The 22957-nt window shown below is 60.5% G+C and carries 25 protein-coding genes; 12 read left to right on the forward strand and 13 right to left on the reverse strand.

Annotated features, from left to right (window positions below; all coding sequences use genetic code 11):
• Positions 1-61: 61 nt before the first annotated feature.
• Positions 62-1270, forward strand: coding sequence for an MFS transporter (locus AC07OT_RS22150; protein WP_495109038.1), 1209 nt, complete (start codon positions 62-64; stop codon positions 1268-1270).
• Here AC07OT_RS22150 and AC07OT_RS22155 read toward each other — a convergent pair.
• The 3 genes from AC07OT_RS22155 to AC07OT_RS22165 all read right to left on the reverse strand — a co-directional run bounded on the left by AC07OT_RS22155 (position 1182) and on the right by AC07OT_RS22165 (position 4171).
• A complete protein-coding gene (locus AC07OT_RS22155; RefSeq protein WP_495109039.1) occupies positions 1182-2624 on the reverse strand; it encodes an NCS1 family nucleobase:cation symporter-1 in 1443 nt (480 codons plus the stop codon). The two genes, AC07OT_RS22150 and AC07OT_RS22155, sit on opposite strands and share 89 nt — an antisense overlap.
• 198 nt (positions 2625-2822) lie before the next feature.
• Positions 2823-3221, reverse strand: a complete 399-nt coding sequence (locus AC07OT_RS22160) for a DUF2177 family protein (protein WP_495109040.1) — start codon at positions 3219-3221, stop codon at positions 2823-2825.
• Between the two features lie 113 nt (positions 3222-3334).
• Positions 3335-4171: a CvfB family protein gene (locus AC07OT_RS22165; RefSeq protein ID WP_053133042.1), complete on the reverse strand. Its 837-nt coding sequence runs from the start codon at positions 4169-4171 to the stop codon at positions 3335-3337.
• 322 nt (positions 4172-4493) lie between these two features.
• On the opposite strand from AC07OT_RS22165, the gene AC07OT_RS22170 reads away from it, so the two are divergent.
• The 3 genes from AC07OT_RS22170 (at position 4494) to AC07OT_RS22180 (ending at position 6535) form a co-directional block, all read left to right on the forward strand.
• A complete protein-coding gene (locus tag AC07OT_RS22170; protein WP_003193095.1) occupies positions 4494-4673 on the forward strand; it encodes a PFL_1563 family small protein in 180 nt (59 codons plus the stop codon).
• 206 nt (positions 4674-4879) lie between these two features.
• Positions 4880-5602, forward strand: a complete 723-nt coding sequence (locus tag AC07OT_RS22175) for a TorF family putative porin (protein WP_027603777.1) — start codon at positions 4880-4882, stop codon at positions 5600-5602.
• A 66-nt stretch (positions 5603-5668) separates the two neighbouring features.
• Positions 5669-6535, forward strand: coding sequence for a DUF6279 family lipoprotein (locus tag AC07OT_RS22180; protein ID WP_495109041.1), 867 nt, complete (start codon positions 5669-5671; stop codon positions 6533-6535).
• Here the strand turns inward: AC07OT_RS22180 and copD are convergent.
• From copD to AC07OT_RS22205, 5 genes are all read right to left on the reverse strand, one after another.
• Positions 6532-7413, reverse strand: a complete 882-nt coding sequence (gene copD, locus AC07OT_RS22185) for a copper homeostasis membrane protein CopD (protein WP_495109042.1) — start codon at positions 7411-7413, stop codon at positions 6532-6534. The genes AC07OT_RS22180 and copD overlap by 4 nt on opposite strands.
• Positions 7410-7796 (reverse strand): copper homeostasis periplasmic binding protein CopC, encoded by a 387-nt coding sequence (gene copC, locus AC07OT_RS22190; protein WP_495109043.1) that lies wholly within the window; start codon positions 7794-7796, stop codon positions 7410-7412. Before copC ends, copD begins: the two co-directional genes overlap by 4 nt.
• Before the next feature lie 50 nt (positions 7797-7846).
• Positions 7847-8671, reverse strand: coding sequence for a copper resistance protein B (locus tag AC07OT_RS22195; RefSeq protein WP_092355284.1), 825 nt, complete (start codon positions 8669-8671; stop codon positions 7847-7849).
• A 10-nt stretch (positions 8672-8681) separates the two neighbouring features.
• Complete coding sequence (locus tag AC07OT_RS22200) at positions 8682-10397, reverse strand: copper resistance system multicopper oxidase (protein WP_495109044.1); 1716 nt, start codon at positions 10395-10397, stop codon at positions 8682-8684.
• A 130-nt stretch (positions 10398-10527) separates the two neighbouring features.
• Complete coding sequence (locus AC07OT_RS22205; protein WP_017134854.1) at positions 10528-10917, reverse strand: hypothetical protein; 390 nt, start codon at positions 10915-10917, stop codon at positions 10528-10530.
• A gap of 154 nt (positions 10918-11071) precedes the next feature.
• Here AC07OT_RS22205 and AC07OT_RS22210 point away from each other — a divergent pair, with 154 nt between their 5' ends.
• Entirely contained in the window at positions 11072-11347 is a 276-nt protein-coding gene (locus tag AC07OT_RS22210; RefSeq protein ID WP_065940618.1) for a hypothetical protein, read from the forward strand.
• Positions 11348-11396: 49 nt separating this feature from the next.
• Here the strand turns inward: AC07OT_RS22210 and AC07OT_RS22215 are convergent, their stop codons facing one another.
• Positions 11397-12743 (reverse strand): DEAD/DEAH box helicase, encoded by a 1347-nt coding sequence (locus tag AC07OT_RS22215; RefSeq protein WP_495100669.1) that lies wholly within the window; start codon positions 12741-12743, stop codon positions 11397-11399.
• Positions 12744-12936: 193 nt separating this feature from the next.
• Here AC07OT_RS22215 and AC07OT_RS22220 point away from each other — a divergent pair, with 193 nt between their 5' ends.
• The 6 genes from AC07OT_RS22220 to AC07OT_RS22245 all read left to right on the forward strand — a co-directional run bounded on the left by AC07OT_RS22220 (position 12937) and on the right by AC07OT_RS22245 (position 19301).
• Positions 12937-14223: a mechanosensitive ion channel family protein gene (locus AC07OT_RS22220; RefSeq protein ID WP_065940619.1), complete on the forward strand. Its 1287-nt coding sequence runs from the start codon at positions 12937-12939 to the stop codon at positions 14221-14223.
• A gap of 269 nt (positions 14224-14492) precedes the next feature.
• Positions 14493-15872, forward strand: coding sequence for an iron-containing redox enzyme family protein (locus AC07OT_RS22225; protein WP_065940620.1), 1380 nt, complete (start codon positions 14493-14495; stop codon positions 15870-15872).
• Positions 15873-15884: 12 nt separating this feature from the next.
• Positions 15885-16199 (forward strand): Rieske 2Fe-2S domain-containing protein, encoded by a 315-nt coding sequence (locus tag AC07OT_RS22230; RefSeq protein WP_115486718.1) that lies wholly within the window; start codon positions 15885-15887, stop codon positions 16197-16199.
• Between the two features lie 8 nt (positions 16200-16207).
• Positions 16208-17389: an MFS transporter gene (locus tag AC07OT_RS22235; protein ID WP_141155738.1), complete on the forward strand. Its 1182-nt coding sequence runs from the start codon at positions 16208-16210 to the stop codon at positions 17387-17389.
• A gap of 12 nt (positions 17390-17401) precedes the next feature.
• A complete protein-coding gene (locus AC07OT_RS22240) occupies positions 17402-18619 on the forward strand; it encodes an ATP-grasp domain-containing protein (protein WP_495109045.1) in 1218 nt (405 codons plus the stop codon).
• A gap of 4 nt (positions 18620-18623) precedes the next feature.
• On the forward strand, positions 18624-19301 hold the full coding sequence (locus AC07OT_RS22245) for a phenylalanine--tRNA ligase beta subunit-related protein (RefSeq protein WP_495109046.1): 678 nt from the start codon (positions 18624-18626) through the stop codon (positions 19299-19301).
• Between the two features lie 28 nt (positions 19302-19329).
• On the opposite strand, the gene AC07OT_RS22250 is transcribed toward AC07OT_RS22245, so the two are convergent.
• The 4 genes from AC07OT_RS22250 to AC07OT_RS22265 form a co-directional block, all read right to left on the reverse strand.
• Positions 19330-19746 carry an Lrp/AsnC family transcriptional regulator gene (locus tag AC07OT_RS22250; RefSeq protein ID WP_027603763.1) on the reverse strand — a complete coding sequence of 139 codons (417 nt, stop codon included), beginning with the start codon at positions 19744-19746 and terminating at the stop codon, positions 19330-19332.
• 68 nt (positions 19747-19814) lie between these two features.
• Positions 19815-20690: a carboxylate/amino acid/amine transporter gene (locus AC07OT_RS22255; RefSeq protein ID WP_141155740.1), complete on the reverse strand. Its 876-nt coding sequence runs from the start codon at positions 20688-20690 to the stop codon at positions 19815-19817.
• Between the two features lie 211 nt (positions 20691-20901).
• Positions 20902-21504, reverse strand: a complete 603-nt coding sequence (locus tag AC07OT_RS22260; RefSeq protein ID WP_065940625.1) for an FMN-dependent NADH-azoreductase — start codon at positions 21502-21504, stop codon at positions 20902-20904.
• A 151-nt stretch (positions 21505-21655) separates the two neighbouring features.
• The gene (locus AC07OT_RS22265) at positions 21656-21970 is read right to left on the reverse strand and encodes a hypothetical protein (RefSeq protein WP_027603760.1); all 315 of its coding nucleotides are present in this window, start codon (positions 21968-21970) and stop codon (positions 21656-21658) included.
• A 49-nt stretch (positions 21971-22019) separates the two neighbouring features.
• Here AC07OT_RS22265 and AC07OT_RS22270 point away from each other — a divergent pair, with 49 nt between their 5' ends.
• Positions 22020-22943, forward strand: coding sequence for a PA3225 family LysR-type transcriptional regulator (locus AC07OT_RS22270; RefSeq protein ID WP_058425360.1), 924 nt, complete (start codon positions 22020-22022; stop codon positions 22941-22943).
• The last annotated feature ends 14 nt before the right edge of the window (positions 22944-22957 follow it).

A 22957-nucleotide genomic window follows, 5' to 3' on the forward strand; every position in this document is an offset into this window, starting at 1 on the left:
TTTACAGAAAGTCAATCCACTCTAGCCTGACGGTATTCGCTTACCGGCAGGACACCCGACCATGTCACCCCTCACCCGCTTACTCGCCAGCTTTATCGCCCTGATGATGGCCATGGGCATTGGCCGCTTCGCCCTTACCCCGCAAATGCCCCACTTGCTCAGTGAAGGCCAGATCGACCTGACCGGCGCCGGACTGATCGCAGCGGCCAATTACCTGGGCTACTTCGTGGGCGCGGTGGATTCGATTTTTGCGCGCAGCCATCACCATGTGCGGGGTCGCCTGTATGGCGGGCTCTGGTTGTGCGTGTTGCTGACCCTGGCGTCGTACTGGGCCCAGGGTTTCTGGCCACACATGCTGTTGCGCTTCGGTACCGGCGTTGCAAGTGCCTGGGCATTGGTGATGATCACCAGCCTGAGCCAGCCGCTGGCGATTGCCGCCGGGCGTGCACGCCTCGGCGCCCTGGTGTTCGCCGGACCGGGGCTGGGGATTGTATTGACCGGGTTGCTGGCGCTGGGCTCCAACCTGTTGGGCCAGAGCTCAGCAACGTTGTGGCTGATCTATGGCGTAGTGGCGCTGGTGATGCTGCTGGCAATCTTGCCCTTCCTGCCACAGCCGTCCGCCGTCACTGCGCCTGTTACAAGCCGCGCCGACACGGCCAGCAACGGCAGCATTACTCACCTGTGCTGGATCTACGTGTTGTTCGGCCTGGGCTACATCATTCCGGCGACCTTCCTGTCACAGATGGCCAGCGCGCAATTCAACGGCGCCTGGCAGGCTGATCTGTTCTGGCCCTGCTTTGGTTTGGCCGCGGCGATTGGGGTAGTGGTCGCAAGCCTGCGTCCCAAGGACCCGGACACCACCCGCCGCTGGCTGATGACCACGTTGTGGCTGCAGGCGGCCGGGGTATTCGCCTGCCTGCTGGGTAACGGTTGGGGCCTGGCGCTGGGGGTGTTGCTGTGCGGCGGGCCGTTCCTGGCCTGCATGCAGCTGGTGATGGCGCGCCTGCGGGACGTTGCGCCCCACGGCTATCAGCGCAACACCGGGCTGCTGACCGCCAGCTTTGCCATCGGCCAATTGAGTGGGCCGTTGCTGGCGTCGGTGAGCAGCCACCTGAGCGGAGGCCTGCAACCGGCGCTGGTAATTGCCGGTGCAGGCCTGTCAGTGGCGGGAGGGGTGTTGGTCAGCCGGCGACCAACGGTGCCGGCGCACGAACCTGCTCACGCCGCGCCAACACCAGGAAAAACAGCCCACCCAGGAAGCAGCCGGTGAACCAGGCAAAGTTAGCCATGCCCTGCAACGCCGGCGTGAAGGTGATCGCGACACCCACCAGTGTCGCGGGCACCAGCGCCTTGACCGCCGTCCAGTTCACACCGCCGTCGAAGTAATAGCGCCCGCTTGGGCTGTCATCGAACAGCGCGTCCACGTCGATCTTCTGCTTTTTGATCAGGTAGAAGTCCACCAGCAGAATCCCGAACAGCGGGCCGATAAAGGCCGCGAGGATATCCAGGGTGTAGTGGATCATCAGCGGGTTATTGAACAGGTTCCACGGGGTGATGAAGATCGACGCCACCGCGGCGATCATGCCGCCGGCGCGCCAGCTGATTTTGCTCGGTGCGACGTTGGCGAAGTCGAACGCCGGGGACACGAAGTTGGCGACGATGTTGATGCCGATGGTGGCAGTTACAAATGCAAAAGCGCCCAGCAGCACCGCCATGCTGTTATCAATGCGCGAGACTGTAGCGATCGGGTCATGGAGCATTTCGCCAAACACCGGCAAGGTGCCCGAGACGATCACCACGGTCACCAGGGAAAACGCCAGGAAGTTCACCGGCAGGCCCCAGAAGTTGCCACGCCGCACGTCCTGCATGCTGCGGCAGTAACGGCTGAAATCACCGAAATTCAGGGTCGGCCCGGAAAAGTACGACACCACCAGCGCCGTCGCCACGATCACTTGGCCGATCGCCTGCCAGCCCGACAGGGATTTTTCCGCCAGGGTAAAGCTGATATTTGCCCACCCTGCCTTCCAGACGATCCAGCCGGCCAGGGCAAACATCACCGCATAGACCACCGGCCCCGCCCAATCGATAAAGCGGCGGATGGACTCCATGCCGGCCCAGAACACCGCCGCCTGCAACACCCATAAACTGAGGAAACCAAACCAGCCCAGGTAAGACAGGCCGGCAAAATGCGGCTCTGCAAACACCGCCATCTGTGGGAAAAAGCGCAATACCACAATGATCAGGGCACTCGACGCCAGGTAGGTCTGAATCCCGTACCAGGCCACCGCAATCAAGCCGCGAATCACGGCGGGAATGTTCGCGCCGAACACGCCAAACGCCAGCCGGCAGATCACGGGATAGGGCACGGCGGCCTGCTGACTGGGCTTGGCCACCAGGTTGGCAATCAATTGCACAATGCAAATGCCTGCCAGCAAGGCAATCAACACCTGCCAACTGGCCAGCCCCAAGGCAAACAGACTGGCGGCGAACACATAGCCGCCCACGCTGTGCACGTCACTCATCCAGAAGGCAAAGATGTTGTACCAGGTCCACTTTTGCGGCAGCGGCCCCAGGTCCTGGTTGTACAGGCGGGGGCTGTAGCCTTTGGGCAATTGTTCGGTCATCGCGGGCTCCTCGTAATACCGGCCTGCGCTTCCGTCACGGGGGTGCATACGGGAGGCGGCATGGTTTGTATACGAGATAGTCAGCAGAATGCGTGCCAATAGAACACAATCCCTCTGCAACGGCGTTCCAACGGGGTACATAGGGGTTTAATAACGGGGACTTCGCTCAGCAACGGTGCAGATTAATCCTGTACACAATCACTGGTGCACCCGATGTGCACACACGTACCCGACCGAGCAGCACGCCGCTGTGAGGAAGGCGCCCCAGGCCATGTCCATCACCGCCAACCCGCCGGACCAACCCTGCAGCGTGGCCCAATTGCTCAGGTCATAGGTGCCGTAGGCCACCAGGCCCAGCAATGCACCCAGTCGCGCCGCGCGCTGCCAACTGGCACTGGGCAAGACCACGAACACCACGCAACCGAGGACATACAAGAGATAGAACAGCGCGGCGGGCAACAGGCGAGGCTGATCGAGCATCAGCGGACCCAGCAGGGATTTGTAGGTCGGGCCCATGAGGACGCCAAGCCAGAGGCCGTCGAGGATCAGGAAGGCAAGCAAGGTGCCGAGGTAGGCGAAGACAGACTTCTTGGACATTGATGCAGCCTCTGTAGGAGCGAGCTTGCTCGCGAAAATATTCCAGGCGCATCACGGTGTCGGATGGACCTTTTTCGCGAGCACGCTCGCTCCTACAGAAGAGCAAACCGCACTCAGCTTAGTTCAATGCGATCCGCGTGAATCACGATCTGGCCCTGCTTGTAGAGTGCACCAATGGCTTTCTTGAAGTTGCCCTTGCTCACGCCAAACAAGTTGCTGATCACCGCCGGGTCGCTCTTGTCGCTGACCGGCAAACTACCGTTGTTTTCACGCAACTTGGCGAGGATCTTCGAGTTGAGGCTGGACGCCGCTTCCTGGCCGACCGGTTGCAGGCTCAGGCTGATGTTGCCATCGGCGCGGATCTCTTTGATAAAGCCTTTTTCTTCCTTGCCCGGGCGCAGGAACTTGAACACTTCGTTCTTGTGGATCAGGCCCCAGTGCTTGTTGTTGATGATCGCCTTGAAGCCCATGTCGGTGGCTTCGGCGACCAGCAGGTCGACTTCCTGGCCCACGACGTAGTTGGCCGGCGTCTTGTCCAGGTAGCGGTCGAGGCGTGCGGTCGCGGTAATACGCTTAGTGTGTTTGTCGAGATAGACATGCACCACGCAGTATTCACCGGCGGTCATCTGACGTTTCTCTTCCGAATACGGCAGCAACAGATCCTTTGGCAACCCCCAGTCGAGGAACACGCCAATGCTGTTGACTTCCACGACTTTCAAACTGGCAAATTCGCCGACTTGAACTTTCGGTTTTTCGGTAGTGGCGATAAGTTTGTCATCGCTGTCCAGATAAATGAAAACGTTAAGCCAGTCTTCATCTTCACTGGGAATATCTTTGGGGATATACCGATTAGGCAAGAGGATTTCGCCATCTTGCGCACCATCGAGGTACAAACCAAAGTTAGTGTGTTTAACCACTTGCAAGCTGTTGTAGCGCCCGACTAAAGCCATTTCCAATACCCTCATTGCGTGGGCGGCATTCTACCCGAGTTGCCCTCGCCGCGCGCGCGCGCCTGAAAAATCGCGGGTTTGCCTGGCGCTCCAGTGGCAGCGCCCCGCTCGTCCGATCATTCGGCTGAATTTTTCCACGCCACCGTTGCCGACTCAGCCCGTGGTTTCGAGTTAAAACAGTAAGTTAGGGGTTTATTTCAAAGATTAACTTTGGCTGTTTTCCGCCGCCGCGCTTATTCCCGGAGGATATTTACCAAGCAATTGTCAAGTATTTCCTGTACGATGCCTGGCCAAGTTAATTTTCTACAGGTTAGTGGCCGCCATGCGTGTAAAAGCATCCAACAGCAAAGCAAAGCCAGCTCCCGCCGTTGAAACCAGCGAATCGATCAACAGCCAGATTGCTGCTTTCCTCAAGTCCGGTGGCGAAATCCAGCAAATTGCCAAGGGCGTGAGCGGCCAGACTTTCGGCCCGTCCAAGCAGATCAGCCTGGGTAAAAAGTAACACCGCGCAGCACATCTGGTCCCTAAGCGTCTTGCCTTCAAGGCGCTAGGACTAGAGCCCGAAATACCCTCTCGCGTCACCTTCAGAACGTGCAAATCGACGAACGGGCCTCACCTCCTGGCATTCGCCGGTATGCTTGCACACGTCTAGCACGGGCATCTGCCCTATTTTTCCGATACTGCTCCTCGCTTTTCATGGAGTGAAGCATGCTTAAACGCTGCATTTTCGTGGCCAGTATCCTGGCGGCCAGCCCTCTCGCCGAAGCGCAGATTTTCCAGCGTGAACTGGGTGACTTCGACCTGAAATTAGGCACCACCCCCAGCCGCAGCATGGCCCAGGGCCTGGTCAAGCCGACCTCGCCGGGCAGCGACTCGTTCCATGGCGGGCTGGACCTGAGCCATGACAGCGGCCTGTACTTCGGCCAGTTTTCGCCGAACATGGGCCTGTCCTCGGCCAGCACCCTCGAAGTCGACTCCTACATGGGGTTCAAACACCCCTTCGACCAGACCCTGGGCTACGAAGTCGGCCTGATCCACTACAGCTACCCTAAGCTCAGCCCTCTCGACAGCCAGGAGTTCTACGGCGGTCTGAATCTACTCGGCAATCGTTTCGGCGCCTCCTTCAGCAACGACCCGGACCGCCAGGACAGCACGCTGTTCGCCGACCTCGGCGGTACCCAGCCCTTCGGCATCGGCGTCAGCATGAAGTACACCACCCATCAGCTGGGCACGCCGGCTTCGGTAGAGGGCGGCACCATCAGCAGCTTCAGCGACTGGTCGGTACAGTTCTCCCGCGCCTGGAAAGGCATCGACCTGGACCTGATCTACAGCGACTCCAGCCTCAGCGGCGGCGATTGCTCGGCCTACTCCGGACACAATTCGCAATGCGATGGCCTGTTGACCTTGAAGGCGGTGCGGTCGTTTTATTGATGGGCTGAACTGTCGCATGCGCCGCGGGTTCACATGCATTGACTCCCTCTGCGCAAGGACACGCCCATGTTGCATCGGCTCAAACTGCTGGTGGTATTCCTGACCCTGAGCCTGGTGCTCGCCGGCTGCAACCGCGTGGGCCTGGCCTACCGTAACCTGGACGTGATCATCCCCTGGACCCTCAACGACTACCTGGACATGAACGCCGGGCAGAAGAGCTGGTTCAACGACAAGCTCAAGGACCACCTGGCCTGGCACTGCACCACACAATTGCCGGGTTACCTCGACTGGCTCGACCGCCTGCAAGCAATGGTCGAGAACAATCAGGTCACCGATGCAGCGCTGCAAACCCGCACGGTTGAGTCCAAGCAGGCGATTGCCGAGGTGGCGCGGGAAATCACCCCGTCGGCGATTGAATTGTTACAAGGGCTGGATGACCAGCAGGTCAACGACATGAACGATGCCCTGGCCAAGGACCTGCGCAAACGCCAGGACGAATACCTCAAGCCGCCGCTGGCCAAGCAGATCCAGGACCGCGCCGAGCGTATGAACAAGCGTCTGGATGCGTGGATGGGTCCACTGAGCGATAGCCAGAAGAACCGGGTAATGGCGTGGTCCATCAGCCTGGGCGAGCAGAACGAGCAGTGGATCGGCAACCGAGCCCACTGGCAGGCACAATTCATCGACGCCGTGCAGCAACGCCACAGCGCCGATTTCCCGCAGAAAATCCAGCAACTGCTGGTGGACCGCGAAAGCCTGTGGACACCGGAGTATCGCGCGGCGTATGCCCAGACCGAAGCCGCCGCGCGCAGCCTGATCATCGACGTCATGGCCGACAGCAGCGTGCCGCAACGGCTGAAACTCACCCAGAAAATCGACAAGGTCCGCAGTGACTTCCAGGCGCTCAAGTGCCTGAAAAGCGCGCAGTCCTAATTGGGCGCCAGGGTGCCCAACCAGGCCACCAGCGCGAGGACCAGCGCCCCGGCCCCCATCTCCAGCACCATGCTGCGCCGTAGCGCAGCCATGGCAGCGACATAATCACCGGCCGCCACGGACCGTTGCAGAAGCGGCGTCAGGTGGAAACGATTGAGCGCCGCCAGCCCCAGCATCAGGCCAAACAGTCCCAGTTTCAGGCACAACAGGATCGCGTAGACACCGCCGGTAAGGCCGTCCAGATTCAGCCCGACCACCAACAGATAGTTGGCCACACCGGTGCCGATCAGTACCGCGACAAATCCCGCTCCCACATGCTCGAACCCCTTCAGCGCCCTTGCCAGCACCCGAACGTGATAAGCATCGTGCAAAGACGTGCGCCTCGACAACAACCCGAACGCCGCCAACGCCCCGACCCAGCCACCCGCTGCCAACAGATGCGCGGCGTCGCTGAGGATGTGCCACACACCCAGCGTGCCTTCATGCATCACGCCGTGCCCGGTCCACGCCAGCGTCACCAACGCGGCGGCGCCCGACAACGCGGTCAGTGGCAGGCTAGGGCCAAGCGCAGCCACCACCAGCGCCCCCATACGTAGCCACCACGTCACGCCCAGGTCGGTCTGCCAGAGCATCATGTGCAGATGCGGCCACAGCGTCTGCCAATCCGTCGCGCCACTCATGGCCTGGGTCAGCGCCAACAGCGACGCTATCGACAGCACTATCCCGACGCCAGCCGTCAGCCGCAGCAGGCCCCTCAAATTCAGCAGCACGCGCTCCGGCGCCTTGAGCCCGTAAAGACCAAAGAGCCCCAGGCCAAACAACAGCATCAGGTCAAGATAGAGCGCGAAACGCAGTGTGACTTGGGTCAGTTCGCTCATGGCTGGACGCTGAACACCACGTTACCGGTAATCGGGTGAGTGTCGGATGACACTGCGCGCCAATCGACCCGGTAGGTGCCGGTAGCCAGTGCAGAGGCCGGCTTGATCAGCATCACCCTGGGGTCGGTGCTCGCCGCGACACTGGCCTTGATGGGCATCGGCGAATTGGGCATGCCGGGCATATCGGTCATGCTCAGCCTGGCCCCGGAAAACTGCGTCAGCAGGTTCTCCGAAAAGCGCAGTTCAATGACGGCCGGCGCGGCACCTTGGGCCCCGGCTGGAGGGAGGGACGACAACAGTTTCGGATGGGCCGAGGCCGGCAGGCTGATCATCAATCCGGCCCACAGCGCTCCCCCCGTTAACGCGGTTTTCAACATCGACATGCAAGGCTCCAGGCCGCTTAAGGCGGCGAGTTATAGGAATAAGAAACCGGTTAAAACCAAAGGCGCACACCGACCACCCAGCGCAGCTGGCTGATGTCTTCGTCTTCATCGCGAGCGTACTGCGCCGTCCGCCCATAGCTGCGGTTCCAACTCACCCCCACGTAAGGCGCCAACTCCCGGCGCACCTCATAGCGCAAGCGCAGCCCCAGCTCGCTTTCCGACAGGCCTGCGCCCACCCGGCGCTGCGGATCGTTCTGTGCATAAAAATTGAGTTCGGCCGTCGGCTGAAGGATCAGGCGGTTGGTCAGCAGGATGTCGTAGTCACCTTCCAGGCGTGCCGCGGTGTGGCCCGACTCGCCCACAAACAGCGTCGCCTCGGCCTCGAAGTTGTAGAGCGCCATGCCCTGCAGGCCGAACGCGGCCCAGGTCTGGCTGTCCCCGGGCTTGAAGTCCTGGCGCACGCCGCCAACCAGGTCCCACCAAGGGCTGATGGCGTGCCCCCACAACGCCTGGGCCTCGGCGCTGTCGGTGCGACCGGCGCTGCGCTCGCCTTCGCTGCGCAGCCACAGGCGGTCGATGTCACCACCGACCCAACCCTTGATGTCCCAGTTCAGCGCACCACCGCCACCGCCGCCTTGCCATTCCAGCTGGTTGACCAGCAGCATCGAGTTGATGCCGCTGTCATGCACCACATGCCCACCCGGCGCGTTATACACAGCGGCGCGATCCGCGTCGGTGAGCAGCGGGATCGGCGTACGGCTTTCGGTCAGCGCCGGAACCGCCGGGCTCATGCCTTGAAACTCCTCGGCCTGCACCGGCGAGCCGAATGCCCACCCGGCCAGCGCGATACACACCGATAAAACTCGACGGTTCATGTTCGCGTCCTCATTCATGCACGCGCACTTCACGGAACATGCCCATTTCCATGTGGTACAGCAGGTGGCAGTGATAGGCCCAACGGCCCAGGGCATCGGCGGTCACCCGGTAACTGCGGCGCGAGCCCGGCGGCATGTCGATGGTGTGCTTGCGGACCTGGAACTGGCCGTTTTCATCCTCCAGGTCGCTCCACAGGCCGTGCAGGTGAATCGGGTGGCTCATCATCGTGTCGTTGACCAGCACCAGCCGGACGCGCTCGCCATAAGTCAGCTGCAAGGGCTCGGCATCGGAGAACTTCACGCCATTGAATGACCAGGCGAACTTCTCCATATGCCCGGTGAGGTGCAATTCAAGGGTGCGCGCGGGGTCGCGGCCATCGGGGTCCTCAAAGGTGCTGTGCAGGTCGGCGTAGGTCAGCACTCGCCGACCGTTATTGCGCGGGCCGATACCGGGATCGTCGAGCTTGGGCACCGGGCTCATCGCCTGCATGTCCACCAAAGGATTGTTCTGCTCGCTGGCCGGGTGGCTCTGCATCGACATCGCGCCCATCGCGCTGTGATCCATGCCCGCCATATCCGGCATGTCCGCCATGGCGCCGTGATCCATCCCACCCATGCCCATGTCGTCCATGGTGAGCCAGGGGCGCGGCTCAAGTGCCGGTACGGGTGCCGTCGCCCCCGCCTGGCGGGCAAGCGTGCCACGGGCATAACCCGTGCGGTCCATGGACTGGGCAAACAGCGTGTAGGCCGCTGCCGTGGGCTCCACCAGCACATCGAAGGTTTCGGCGACCGCAATGCGGAATTCATCGACGCTGACCGGCTTGACCGGCTGGCCATCGGCGGCGATGACGGTCATCTTCAGTCCCGGAATGCGCACATCGAAATAGGTCATCGCGGAACCGTTGATAAAGCGCAGGCGTATTCTCTCCCCCGCCTTAAACACTCCGGTCCAGTTGAGGCCGGGGGGCTGGCCGTTGAGCAGGTAGGTGTAGGTCTGGCCGCTGACGTCCGCGAGGTCGGTAGGGTTCATCTTCATCTGCGCCCACATCAGCCGGTCAGAGACGGTGGCCGACCAGCCCTGTTTGCCCACATCCCGTGCGAAATCGCCCACGGTGGGCTTATGCCGGTTGTAGTAATCGGACTGCTTCTTGAGGGTCTTCATCAGGGCGACGGGGTCTTCGTCGGTCCAGTCCGAGAGCATCACCACGTAGTCGCGCTGGCAGGTGAAGGGCTCGGGCTCCAACGGCTCGATGACCAGCGGGCCGTACACCCCCTGCTGCTCCTGGAACCCGGAATGGCTGTGGTACCAGTAAGTGCCATGCTGTCTGACCTTGAACTGATAGACAAACACACCACCCGGCTCGATGCCTTTGAAACTCAGGCCGGGCACGCCGTCCATGGTCGACGGCAACAAGATGCCGTGCCAGTGGATCGACGTCGGCTCGCGAAGGCGGTTGTGCACGCGCAGGGTCACTGTGTCGCCCTCACGCCATCGCAGCAACGGGCCGGGCAGGCTGCCATTGATGGTCAACGCAGTGCGCTGTTGACCCGTGAGATTGACCGGCGTCTGCTCGATAAACAGAGCGAATTCGCTGCCCTCCAGCACCGTGGGTTCGCCCGCACTTGTCAGCGCCCATACCGGCGTGCGCCATAGCCCGAGCCCGCCGAGCAGGCCGCCGGCGGCCAGGCCTTTGACGAAGGTTCGTCTGGAGGTAGTAGAGTGCATGCCGATTCAAGTCCGTCAGTTGAATGGCAGCAGATTAGGGGTCGCCGGCTGTCAGCAACCTTAGCGGCAGATTACCGATCCGACAGTTTCGGCGTGCCCGGCACCGCCTGGGTGCCGGGGCATGGAGGGGTCAGGCGATCTGCGCTTTGGAGGCCACTTCTGCAAAGGTCGCCGGGTCCAACGCATCGGCCTGCTCATCCAGCACCTGGCGCGGATGATCGTTGCCCGGGATGGAGCTGTCGATCAGCGCCAACAGCTGCGCGCCCAGGGCGGTCAGAATGAAATTCTCACCGTTGCCGCCTTCTTCTTCAGGCCGCGACTCGATAAACCCACGCTTGAACAACAGCGCTTCATAGTCCGCGGCGGTCTTTTTCAGCGCATCCAGGTTACCGGTGGACTCGCCCGCCGTGGCCTTCTCGGCCGCTTCCTGCTCGGCGTATTTGCGCGGGGCAAAGCTGCCCTCGCCGTTCTGCACTTCGTGCAGCAGACGTTCGATCAGATCCCAGTTGTAAGTCGTCATCCTGATTCCTCCTGCAGGCCTAAGGAAAGTAGCCCGTCTGTAGGAGTGACCCTGTGGGTCTGTGGCCGTTCAGACCAACCGACGGGCGTCATTTCTCTGAACTTTCCAGACGTTCGCCCCCTCAACTGAGCATCACCGCCAAGGAGGTCCGACCATGAAAACCCTGATGAACCTGGCCATCGCCGCCACGTTGCTCACCGCCCTGCCCGCCTGGGCCTGCACCCCGGAAGAAGCCACGGCCAAGCGCGAGCAACTGGCCCAGGAAGTGGCCAAACTCACCGAGCAGAACCCGACCAAGGCCAAGGAGATGAACGACGAGCTGCAGAAGATGGACCTGGATACTGAAAGCGCGGAGTTTCCCGACAAGTGCCAGTTGATCGACGCCCGCCTCAAGGAATTGAAAGAAGCGGCGGCCAAAGCGAAAAACTGAGGCCATAAAAAAACCGGACAACGTCCGGTTTTTTCACATCCCTCACGCCTTACTCGGCAGCGGGTGCTTCTGGCTTGCGACGCTTGAGCGGCGCCATGCCATCCTTGCTGACCAGCGACAGGTTGTCGGTCTTCGGCCGGTTGGCGATCTTGCGCTTGGTCGGCGACTTGGCGCCGGCCTTTTTCTTCTCGCCCTTGGCGTCGGTCTTTTTCTTCTTCACGCCAACGGCCTTGCCCGATGCCTTGACCTTCTTCGGCCCGGTGTAGGTGCCTTTGACTTCCTTGATGGTGCGGCGCTCGAACGACTGCTTGAGGTAGCGCTCGATGCTCGACATCAGGTTCCAGTCGCCGTGGCAGATCAGCGAGATCGCCAGGCCATCGTTGCCCGCACGCCCGGTACGGCCGATGCGGTGCACGTATTCGTCGCCGCTGCGGGGCATGTCGAAGTTGATGACCATGTCCAGGCCGTCCACGTCCAGGCCGCGTGCGGCGACGTCGGTGGCGACCAGGATCTTCACGCCGCCGGCCTTGAGGCGGTCGATCGCCAGTTTGCGGTCCTTCTGGTCTTTCTCGCCGTGCAGCACGAACGTTTTGTAGTCCTGGGCCACCAGGCGGCCGTAGATGCGGTCGGCGGCAGCGCGGGTGTTGGTAAAGACGATGGCCTTCTGATAGGTCTCGTTGGCCAGCAACCAGTTAAGGATCTGTTCCTTGTGCACGTTGTGGTCAGCGGTGACGATCTGCTGGCGCGTGGTGGCGTTCAGGTCGCTGACGTTGTTGACCTGCAGGTGCTCAGGGTTGTTCAGGACCTTGGCGACCATCTCGCGCAGGGTCGAACCACCGGTGGTGGCGGAGAACAGCATGGTCTGCTGACGGTTCACGCATTCAGCCACCAGGCGCTGCACGTCGTCGGCAAAGCCCATGTCGAGCATGCGGTCGGCTTCGTCGAGCACCAGCACCTCGACTTCCTTGAGGTCAAGGTTGCCCGCATTGAGTTGCTCGATCATGCGGCCCGGCGTGCCGATCAGAATGTCCGGCACCTTGCGCAGCATGGCGGCCTGGACCTTGAAGTCTTCGCCACCGGTGATCAGGCCGGACTTGATGAAAGTGAACTGCGAGAAGCGCTCCACCTCCTTCAAGGTCTGCTGGGCCAGCTCGCGGGTCGGCAGCAGGATCAGGGTCTTGATGCTGACGCGGACTTTGGCCGGGCCGATCAGGCGGTTAAGGATCGGCAGCACGAAAGCGGCGGTCTTGCCACTCCCGGTTTGAGCCGTCACCCGCAGGTCACGCCCTTCGAGCGCGAGCGGGATGGCCGCTGCCTGCACAGGCGTAGGCTCGACAAATTTAAGCTCGGCCACGGCTTTGAGCAGGCGTTCGTGCAGGGCGAATTGGGAAAACACGGGTGCTACCTCGAAGAAATACAAAAAATCAGCTGCATAGGGTACCGGTTTCGGGCGTCCAAACCGAGTGTCTTTACGCGAACGGCGCTAATCAGTTGCTTTTTTGTCAGAGCATTTGTCCACGGCATCAACTTTGTTGCACTTAAATGCTCTAATCGCGCCGTCTTGTCTTACAGAAGAATCGTTTTCATCCATGGATATCAAACAGCTCTGGCTCAACGTCCAAGACCTCTGGGGCACCCTCGACGAACACCCGCTGCTGCATGCCAGCCTCGGTTTCCTGGTGTTGCTGGTGGTGGCCCTGCTGCTCGGACGGGTGGCGCGTTACCTCATCCTCCACGCCGTCAAATTGCTCGGCCGGCAACCGGCGCTGCACTGGCTCAACGACCTGCGGCACAACAAAGTCTTCCACCGCCTGGCGCAGATGACGCCGTCGCTGGTGATCCAGTTCGGCCTGTACCTGGTGCCGGACCTGAGCAAGACCGCCATCCTGTTTATCGGCAATGTGGCCCTGGCCCTGACCATCCTGTTCCTGATGCTGGCCATGAGCGCCCTGCTCAACGCCCTGCTGGACATCTATGCGCGCACCGAACACGCGCGTACCCGCTCGATCAAGGGCTACGTGCAGCTGGCGAAGATGGTGCTGTACGTGTTTGGCGCGATCATCATCGTCGCGACCCTGATTGACCGTTCGCCACTCTTGCTGCTGTCAGGCCTGGGTGCGATGTCGGCGGTGATCCTGTTGGTCTACAAGGACACGCTGTTGTCGTTCGTCGCCAGCGTGCAATTGACCAGCAACGACATGCTGCGCGTCGGCGACTGGATCGAAATGCCCCAGGTCGGCGCCGACGGCGATGTGGTGGACATCACCCTGCACACCGTCAAGGTGCAGAATTTCGACAAGACCATCGTCTCCATCCCGACCTGGCGCCTGATGTCCGAATCGTTCAAGAACTGGCGCGGCATGCAGGCCTCGGGTGGGCGACGCATCAAGCGCAGCCTGTTTATCGATGCCAGCGGCGTGCGTTTTTTGCGCGACGATGAAGAAGTGCGCATGACCCAGGTGCACCTGCTCACCGACTACATCGGGCGCAAGCAGGCCGAACTCAAGGCCTGGAACGAAGCCCAGGGCCACAGCGCGCAACTGTCGGCGAACCGCCGGCGCATGACCAACCTCGGCACCTTCCGCGCGTATGCCCTGGCCTACCTCAAAAGCCATCCGGACATCCAGCCGAACATGACCTGCATGGTGCGCCAGATGCAAACCACCGCCGAGGGCGTGCCGCTGGAGATCTACTGCTTCACCCGCACCACCGCGTGGGCCGATTACGAGCGGATCCAGGGGGATATTTTCGACTACCTGCTGGCCGTGTTGCCGGAGTTCGGATTGAATCTTTACCAGCAACCCAGCGGCACCGACTTGCGCACCGGGATACTGGCCCTGGCAGGCACTGCCCGAACCTTGGAAACCCCGGCGTAGTGACAACGATAGCGACGAGGGGCTGGCAAGCGCCTCGTCGCTATATAGAACGATGGGTGCAAGCGTATTCATCTAAACACGACCGATAAAAGCCGGCATCTATGTATAGCCGCTGCTGCCGTTTATTCAACGGCCCCACCCCATAAAGAAAATTTCTCCTACGCCTTTAGTGAATTTCACTACTTGCGCGCACTATTTCTAATCTGTTTTAAAAAAAACCAACGCCTTAGCATCTGGTAATCAAACAACGCCAGCAAAAGGCCACCCTCATGTTATGGACAACTCAGCTTTCCGATAATGCAGCAGACTTTGTATTAAGTTCGAATGCCGAAGCATTGACCCACTATTGTGGTGCTGGCGCCTTTGCTCAACCCCACGACTTTTATACCCAAAACCCCTACCAGCGCCCTTCGCGGCCGCAGGACGTCACCGATTCAATCATCACCACCTGCCTGACCAGCGACCAGCTTTCAAACAGCCAGCATCTATTGGCACAGCGGTTGTTATTGAATATCTACGAACAAGATCTGGTCTTCTTGCCCAAGCCGCCATTGGAACTCGATTTCAAGGCGTTCAAGCGTTTCTATGATCCGCAGCACGCAGCCAGTGGCAAAAAGATCCGCCCGTTGCTGGAACACTACTTGTACAACTGGCTCAAGGAAGAAGTGCATATCAACGGCCCTTGGTGCCTGGACTCTTTTATCGCCCACACTGATAAAGTCTTGGATGACGTCGCCCAGTCCGAGTCCAAACTCCATGAAGTGCTGACCACCAGCCGCCACCCCGAGCGAGCCGCCAGGTTTTTCATGACGCAATGTGCGGGAGACTTCCTCAGTGAAGCATCGGCCATGGCCCGCAACGTACTGGGTAACAGCGGCGTGTACACCAGCGAATTGTTCAAGATCCTGATCGACGAGTATGGCTACGGCGTCGACAAAAAGAAGCACAGCACCATTTTTGAAGACATGCTCCAGGACATGGGCATGTCCCATCACGTGCACCACTACTGGCAGTTCTATACGCCGGCGTCGCTGTCGCTCACCAACTACTTCCACTATGTATCGGCCAACCATGGCGAGCTGTTCCGCTATATCGGCGCCATGTACTACACCGAAGCCACGTTGGCGCTGACCACCAAGCACCAGTCACGCGCGATCAAGACCATCTTCAACGGCAGCGTCTCCACGGACTATTTCGATGAGCATGCCCACATCGATGTGCACCACGGAAGAATGGCCCTCCAGCGCCTGATCATTCCCATGATCAAGCAGTTCGGCACCAAGATCATCCCAGACCTTATTCGCGGCTTTGAAGAGTTCAGGCTGCTTCAGGACATCGCCGACGAAGAGTTGTATGCCCATATCAACTGGCATGACGCGTTCGAAGAGCATCGCGCGCAGGCAGCGGCGCTCCAGGGCCAAAAACCCGTGGACCTGAGGATTACCGAGACCGAACACGAGCTGTCGGTGCTGCATACCCACCCGAATGACGAACTGTTCTGGGTCGAATCAGGCGAGCTGGAGTTCGTCGCCAGCCCCGAACTGACGGTGCACCTCAAGGCCGGCGAAGGCGTGGTGATTCCCAAGGGAATGCTGCACGGCACCCGCATCACCAGCCCGTCCTGCACGTACACCGTCACCGCCATCTGAGTGGGCAACCCAATGAAAGCCATCAGCCTGAATATCACCCACGCCAACTATGTGGCCGTGGAGGAAAGAACCTATTTTCTCAAGCGTCACGCCTATTCGACGCAATTGCTGCCCACCGCGTGCCCCCATCGCGGCGGCCCGCTGCACATGGGCGAAGTGACAGGTGACGGCCAAAGCGTGATCTGCCCCTGGCACGACAACGCCTACAAGGTCTGCAACCTGGAAAAGAAAGCACTGCCCACGGTGCGCGTCAGGAACCAGATCAGCACCGTCGTCGGCGACACCGAGCGCTGTGTGCCGCTGCTTAAAATCTCCCGTTACGACTGATGAAGCCCATGAATACTAAATCGACATTGACCGCGTTCTATTCAATCGTGACCCTGTTCACCGGCCTCGACATGGCGATTGTCATCGCGATGGTCTGGTTCGGCCTGGAGACCACCGGTTCGACATTCCTGGTCGGCGCCACCTTGTGCGTGGCCACCGTGGTGCCCTATTTGTGCGAACAGTACATCGGCAAGTTCTTTACCATTGAACTCAGCCTGAAACGCCTGCTGTACATTCGCCTGGCGGCCTTCGCCGCAGTACTGGGGCTGTCGTTTACCCAGGCCGCCTTGCTGCCGATCGGCTTCCTGGCCATCGCGTTCGTGGTGGGCGTCACCGACTACTTCACCATCAGCACCCTGGAATCGAAAAATACCAAGCTGGTGCTGGCCGGCCTCACCGACAGCGATACCTGCGCGCGGTTGATGCAAACCTCCATTCAGATCGGTGCCTTCGGCGGTGCGCTGCTGGGCGGGTTGATCGTGGATGTGTTCTCGGTCAACCAGACGCTGCAGATCATCAGCCTGGCGGCGATCCTCTCGCTCGCGGCGATCCTCCTGGTGGCCGACACCCCCAACGAACACACCGGCGAACAGGCCACAGGGCCCTCCACTGCGCGGCCGCTGGACCTGCCGCGCAACCTCTACATCCTCATCATCGTGTTGAGCATGATCGGTTTCCATATCGGCGCGTTCAACAGCCTGGTGCCCATCGTTTTTCAAAAGCTCAATGAGTGGAATGCCACCCTGTTCGGCGTCGCCAGTGGCCTGGCCGGCCTGGGCGCCTTCAGCGCCGCGGTGTTGCCGCGCATCAAGCTCAACAGCTACGGGGCCATCTCGCTGGTGATACTGGCGGACGTGGCAATCGTCTACTTCCAGAACCTCTACGTGATGATGGCTGCAGCCTTCCTGCTGGGTTTTTGCATCAACAGCCTGCGGATCCAGTTGCGTAAAACCCTGATCGAGTCGGCGCCCAACGCCCGGGTCGCCGATGTGATCGCGGCCAAGAGCTCACTCTACTACCTGCTGGTCAGTGGCTCGGCACCGATGATCCTGACGTTCTTCACCACCTCGGGATTTCTCGGACTCGAAGGCGCCCGCCTGTTGATGATCGTCTCCGCCGGCCTGTTGGCCACCGCCGTACTGGCGTGGAACCTGACCCCGGCCGCCGCGCCCACCGCCACCACGGAATAAGGAATGCACGACGTGAAAACCGTACTCATCGTTGACCCGTTCTCCACGGGCAAACTCTACGCGCCCTTGCTCAACGCACAGGGCATACGGTGCATCGCCGTGATCTCCACGCGCGCCTTGCCTGAACACTTCACCAACGACCTGATCACCGAGAACTTCCATGAGGTGTATGCCTGGGAAGAGAGCCTGTTGATCACCCTGGAAGCCTTGTCACCGAACGCCGTGATCGCCGGTTGCGAAACCGCGATCTACCTCACGGACTACCTGACGGAGCTGCTCGACATCCCGGGCAACAGCCGTATCACCAGCGACCTGCGACGCAACAAGTTCTCCATGCAGCAGGCGCTGAAAAAATACCAGTTGGCCCACATCGATTCGCACTTACTGAGCTCACCGAGGCGCATCGGTGAAGTGCTGGCCAAACTCGACGACTCCGCCACCTATGTGGTCAAGCCGCTGAACTCGGCCGCCACCGAAGGCGTGGTGTTTGCCCAGGGCAAGGGCGAAGTGGAGACCGCCTTGAAAAACGCGGCCTGGCAGCAGAAAAACGACCTGGGCGAAGTCAACCTCGGTTTTATCGTGCAATCGTTCATAGCGGGGCCGGAGTACGTGGTGGATATGGTCGCCTTTGACGGCACCTACGTCGTTGCCAGCGTCTGCAAGTACACCAAGATCCAGAAGAACGGCAGCATGTTTGTCTACGAAAGCCTCGACACCCTCGACCCTCGGGCTGAAGAACTGCAACCGCTGACCGACTACGCGCGCCAGGCGGCAGCGGCCCTGGGCGTGCGGGTCGGGCCGATTCATATGGAAATCATCTGGTCTGAGGACGGGCCGGTGATGATCGAGGCCGGCGGTCGCTTGCACGGCGGCATCGCGCCCCTGCTGTTCCAGCAGGTGTATCACCCCGACTTGCTGTCACTGTCGATCGACAGCTACCTCGGCCACCCACGCCCCCAGACCGATGCGGTCAGCCAGATCAGCCATGGCCGGATCGGTTTCTTCTGCTCCGATGAACGCCATGCCTTCGCTCCGCCCTCCCCCCAGGCCATACAAAGCGCCCAGGCGGACGAGGCCTATTGCGGGCACCGTTATTTCATCGGCGCCGGCGATACCACGCCGGTCACGATCGACTTCGCCACCTGTCCGGGGCTGTTCTGGCTGCAAAGCCCTTCGGCGCAGCAACTGGACGCCAGTACCGCCAACCTGCGAAAAAAACTGTGGGGCTAAGGTTATGAAAAGTCGCTTGATCATCAGAAAGTCAGCCTGTGAGCTGGGCATCAATAATGCGTGCGCCGCCGTGATCGAAGACGTCACCGTGTCGGATGACCAGAGCTTCGTCGGGGTACTGCAAAGTAACCTGAACCACGTGGCCTCGCGCCTTAACGAGCTGGACTCGAACGTCGTGTACGAAGGGTTTGCCAAACAGCTCAAGAAACTCGGCTACGAAAATACCGTGAGTGCCAACGAAAAGCTGCTGCGCCGCTTCATCGCCAAAGGCGTGTACCCCATCAACAACATCGTCGACGCCTATAACGCGGTCGCGATCCGACATGGGGTCAGTATCGGCGTGCACACCTATCATCAGAAGGATGACATCTACGTGATGCGGTCGGAAAAGCCGAGGGTGCTACGCCCCCTGTTCGCCAAGAAGGCCATCACCATTCCCGTCGGCGATATCGTCTATACCTGCGGTGATGTGCCGTTGGCGAGCATCGGCAAGGTGGATGCCGATGCCCACGACTTCCGGCTGACAAAAGACTCGTCGAGGTTGTTGGTGGTGATCCTGGGGCACGACGACACATCGTTCCAATTCAACCAGGCGGTCATCGAAGAACTCGTGGACACCCTGCGCCAGAAAATGCCGAACCTGAGCCATCATTTTCTTGAAACCGTACGCGACCACGCCTGAAGCCAGCACATGAAGGAGTGGCCGGCGCCTAGCGCCAGGCCTTCAGCACCGGGTTGACCACCACTTCCTTCACATGCTCGATCTTCAGCAGGCTGTCCTTGAAGACCATCAGCTCTTCAAAGCTCCTGTACCGAACGTCGAGCATCATGTCCACGTCGCCAAACAGTGAATAGGCATGCACCACCTGGCTGAACTGCTGGATCTTCGGAAACACCAGATGGCAGTTGCTGCCATTGAGCGTCAGCATCAAGAACGCCGCTTGCAGGGTCTCATCGCCCTCGGCGACGTTGATGGTGAAGCCCAGGATGATGCCTTTTTCAATCAGCTTTTGAACGCGCGACTCCACTGCGGTTCGAGACTTGTGAACTTGCCGCGCCAATTGCGCCAGGCTGACTCGGGAGTCATCCTTCAAGGCTGCAATGATCAGTTCATCAATCTTGTCCACTCTGCCGCCCCCACACCGTTCTTTTCGATAGCAGACTTTCATTGCCGCTCACGCTTGCCCTCGACCGATCACGTCGCAGACTGTACGCCAGGCGCGGGCTTTACGCCCAATCGACTGATCCACACCGCCCCCAGGATCACCAGGCCACCCAAGGCCAGGCGACCCAGCGGCTCGTGCTGGTTCCAGATCAGCAGGTTCAGCAACAACCCCACGGGCACATGCAGGTTGTTCATCACCGCCAGCGTGCCGCCATGCACCAGGCAGGCGCCCTTGTTCCACCAATACATTCCCAGGGCAGTGCTGACCAGCCCGAGGAACACCAGCACGCCCCACTGCAGCGGCGCTTCGGGCAGGAAGTTGGCCTTGCCGAACAGCAGGAACGCCGGCAACACCACCAGCAACGCGCCGAGGTAGAAGTAACCGAAGCGCCGGTAGTGCGGCAGGTCACTCGGGTAGCGTGCCACCAGGTGCTTGTACATCACTTGCCCGGCGGCGTAGGTGAAATTAGCCAGCTGCAGCAGCAGGAAGCCCATCAGGAAGTGCGGGGTGATCTGGTCGAAGCGAATCACCGCCGCCCCCGCCACCGCCACCAGGGCAGCAACCAGTGCCCACGGGTTGAAGCGCCGGTTGAGGGCGTCTTCGATCAGGGTCACGTGTAACGGCGTGAGGATGGTGAACAGCAGCACCTCCGGCACCGTGAGCACACGAAAGCTCAGGTACAGGCACACATAGGTCACGCCAAACTGCAGCGCGCCGATCACCAGCAGGCCGCGCATAAAGGCAGGTTCCACCGAACGCCAGCGAGTCAGCGGGATAAAGACCAGCCCGGCCAGCACTACACGCACCAGCACCGCGAAGTAGCTGTCGACGTGACCGGCAAGGTATTCGCCGATCAAGCTGAAGGAAAATGCCTGAATCAGGGTGACAACCAGTAGATAGCCCATGTGCGCCTCGCATCGAATGGGCGGGACATTAAAGGTTTTCGGCGATTGAAGAAACTCGGGGCAAAAAAAACCCGACCTCGCTAAAGCGGCAGTCGGGCAGGAGCACTCAGGAGCAACAAGTGCAAAGGGAGGTTCGTACGCGTACTTGAAGGGTTTGCGTGGAGCGATATAAACACCGCGCGATTATCTGACGATTAAAGGATCAACCACCTCATGCCACGAGCTGTACCAGCTGGGCCTTGGCGTGGTTGATGCCCTTTTCCTGGAAGTCCCCGCTCAGGTTCACCCCTTCGGCGTGAATGAAAGTGACATCGTGGATGCCGATAAAGGCCATGACCTGGCGCAGGTACGGTTCCTGGTGATCGGAACTGGCGCCGGTGTGGATGCCACCCCGGGCGGTCAACACAATGGCACGCTTGCCGGTCAACAAACCTTGCGGCCCGGTGGGGGTGTACTTGAAGGTCACACCCGCCCGCAACACGTGATCCAGCCAGGCCTTGAGGGTGCTGGGGATGGCGAAGTTGTACATCGGTGCAGCCATCACCAGCACGTCGGCGGCCAGCAGTTCGTCGGTCAACTCGTTGGAGCGGTCGAGGGAAGCCTGTTCGCTACCGTTGCGCTGATCCGCCGGTTTCATCCAGCCGCCGAGCAGGTTGGCGTCCAGGTGCGGAACCGGGTTGAGCGCCACGTCACGTACCGTGATCCGGTCCATCGGGTGGGCGGCCTGCCATTGGCTGATGAACTGCTGGGTCAGTTGACGGGAGATCGAATCCTGCTGGCGGGCGCTGCTTTCGATGATCAGGACATTGGACATGGCTTCGTAGGCTCCATCTGTAATTGCTGTAAGTCGATGGAGTGGAGATTAAACAGAGCCAATTCGATAAAAAAGCGCAAAAAACTGCTATAACCCATCTATAAATTTGTTTATAAGCGGAGTATCGCGATGGGCATGCTCCGCTGGTGTGTTATTTCGGCGCGCAGGCCAACGCGATACGCATCTTGATAATGGCGCGGTTGAACTTGACCGTGGTGTTGGTGCTTTTCCCCGCCGGCACCGTAACCGTGCGACGACGCGGCGACTCCGGGCCGTTGGTGAACGTTACCGAACACACGGCGTCCTGGGTGCCGTAGTTATTCAGCTGGATCGAGCTGATATCGCCGTCCACGTCGGAGGCGGTGTAATCGATGCTCACGCCGTCGATCTTTTTCGTCACGTCGATGGGGTAGGCAAACGCGCTCATCGGCAGCAGCGTCAGCAACACACAACAGAATTTTCTCATTCGGCAGTCTCCAATAGGGACCGCCAGCTTAGGACAAGAGGAACACATCTTGAAAGCGCCCCGCGTTACCCTCGATCAATGGCGCACGCTGCAAGCCGTCGTCGACCACGGCGGCTTCGCCCAGGCAGCGGAAGCGCTGCACCGTTCGCAGTCTTCGGTGAGCTACACCGTGGCCCGTATGCAAGACCAACTCGGCGTGCCGCTGCTGCGCATCGACGGGCGCAAGGCGGTACTCACCGACGCCGGTGAAGTGCTGCTGCGCCGCTCCCGGCAACTGGTGAAAAACGCCAGCCAGCTGGAAGACCTCGCCCACCATATGGAACAGGGCTGGGAAGCCGAAGTGCGGCTGGTCGTCGATGCGGCCTACCCCAACGCGCGCCTGGTACGCGCACTCACCGCGTTCATGCCGCAGAGCCGTGGCTGCCGGGTGCGTTTGCGTGAAGAGGTACTGTCCGGCGTCGAAGAGCTGTTGATGGAAGGCGTGGCCGACCTTGCGATTTGCGGCTTCAGCATCCCCGGCTACCTGGGCACCGAAATGAGCGACGTGGAGTTCGTCGCCGTGGCCCACCCCGAGCACGCCTTGCACCGCATGAACCGCGAGTTGAGCTTCCAGGACCTGGAAAGCCAGATGCAGGTAGTGATCCGCGACTCCGGCCGCCAGCAACCCCGGGATGTAGGCTGGCTCGGCGCCGAACAACGCTGGACCGTCGGCAGCCTGGCCACCGCCGCCGCGTTTGTCGGCAGCGGCCTGGGCTTTGCCTGGCTGCCACGGCACATGATCGAGCGTGAACTCGCCGAAGGCGTGCTCAAGCAGCTACCCTTGGAACAGGGCGGCAGCCGCCACCCCACGTTCTACCTGTATTCAAACAAGGACAAACCCTTGGGGCCAGCAACGCAGATCCTCGTGGAGCTGCTGCGCACCTTTGACACCGCCCCTCTGGACGCGCCTTTCGCCGCCCCCCGGCAAGCCTGAAACGGAGTTCATGC

This window comes from Pseudomonas sp. GW821-FHT09C10 (assembly GCF_059418085.1).

Bases quoted from the DNA above. Each gene is read 5' to 3' on its own strand.
- AC07OT_RS22150 (WP_495109038.1), top strand. From the start codon at position 62: ATGTCACCCCTCACCCGCTTACTCGCCAGCTTTATCGCCCTGATGATG.
- AC07OT_RS22155 (WP_495109039.1), bottom strand. From the start codon at position 2,624: ATGACCGAACAATTGCCCAAAGGCTACAGCCCCCGCCTGTACAACCAG.
- AC07OT_RS22160 (WP_495109040.1), bottom strand. From the start codon at position 3,221: ATGTCCAAGAAGTCTGTCTTCGCCTACCTCGGCACCTTGCTTGCCTTC.
- AC07OT_RS22165 (WP_053133042.1), bottom strand. From the start codon at position 4,171: ATGGCTTTAGTCGGGCGCTACAACAGCTTGCAAGTGGTTAAACACACT.
- AC07OT_RS22170 (WP_003193095.1), top strand. From the start codon at position 4,494: ATGCGTGTAAAAGCATCCAACAGCAAAGCAAAGCCAGCTCCCGCCGTT.
- AC07OT_RS22175 (WP_027603777.1), top strand. From the start codon at position 4,880: ATGCTTAAACGCTGCATTTTCGTGGCCAGTATCCTGGCGGCCAGCCCT.
- AC07OT_RS22180 (WP_495109041.1), top strand. From the start codon at position 5,669: ATGTTGCATCGGCTCAAACTGCTGGTGGTATTCCTGACCCTGAGCCTG.
- copD (WP_495109042.1), bottom strand. From the start codon at position 7,413: ATGAGCGAACTGACCCAAGTCACACTGCGTTTCGCGCTCTATCTTGAC.
- copC (WP_495109043.1), bottom strand. From the start codon at position 7,796: ATGTCGATGTTGAAAACCGCGTTAACGGGGGGAGCGCTGTGGGCCGGA.
- AC07OT_RS22195 (WP_092355284.1), bottom strand. From the start codon at position 8,671: ATGAACCGTCGAGTTTTATCGGTGTGTATCGCGCTGGCCGGGTGGGCA.
- AC07OT_RS22200 (WP_495109044.1), bottom strand. From the start codon at position 10,397: ATGCACTCTACTACCTCCAGACGAACCTTCGTCAAAGGCCTGGCCGCC.
- AC07OT_RS22205 (WP_017134854.1), bottom strand. From the start codon at position 10,917: ATGACGACTTACAACTGGGATCTGATCGAACGTCTGCTGCACGAAGTG.
- AC07OT_RS22210 (WP_065940618.1), top strand. From the start codon at position 11,072: ATGAAAACCCTGATGAACCTGGCCATCGCCGCCACGTTGCTCACCGCC.
- AC07OT_RS22220 (WP_065940619.1), top strand. From the start codon at position 12,937: ATGGATATCAAACAGCTCTGGCTCAACGTCCAAGACCTCTGGGGCACC.
- AC07OT_RS22225 (WP_065940620.1), top strand. From the start codon at position 14,493: ATGTTATGGACAACTCAGCTTTCCGATAATGCAGCAGACTTTGTATTA.
- AC07OT_RS22230 (WP_115486718.1), top strand. From the start codon at position 15,885: ATGAAAGCCATCAGCCTGAATATCACCCACGCCAACTATGTGGCCGTG.
- AC07OT_RS22235 (WP_141155738.1), top strand. From the start codon at position 16,208: ATGAATACTAAATCGACATTGACCGCGTTCTATTCAATCGTGACCCTG.
- AC07OT_RS22245 (WP_495109046.1), top strand. From the start codon at position 18,624: ATGAAAAGTCGCTTGATCATCAGAAAGTCAGCCTGTGAGCTGGGCATC.
- AC07OT_RS22255 (WP_141155740.1), bottom strand. From the start codon at position 20,690: ATGGGCTATCTACTGGTTGTCACCCTGATTCAGGCATTTTCCTTCAGC.
- AC07OT_RS22260 (WP_065940625.1), bottom strand. From the start codon at position 21,504: ATGTCCAATGTCCTGATCATCGAAAGCAGCGCCCGCCAGCAGGATTCG.
- AC07OT_RS22265 (WP_027603760.1), bottom strand. From the start codon at position 21,970: ATGAGAAAATTCTGTTGTGTGTTGCTGACGCTGCTGCCGATGAGCGCG.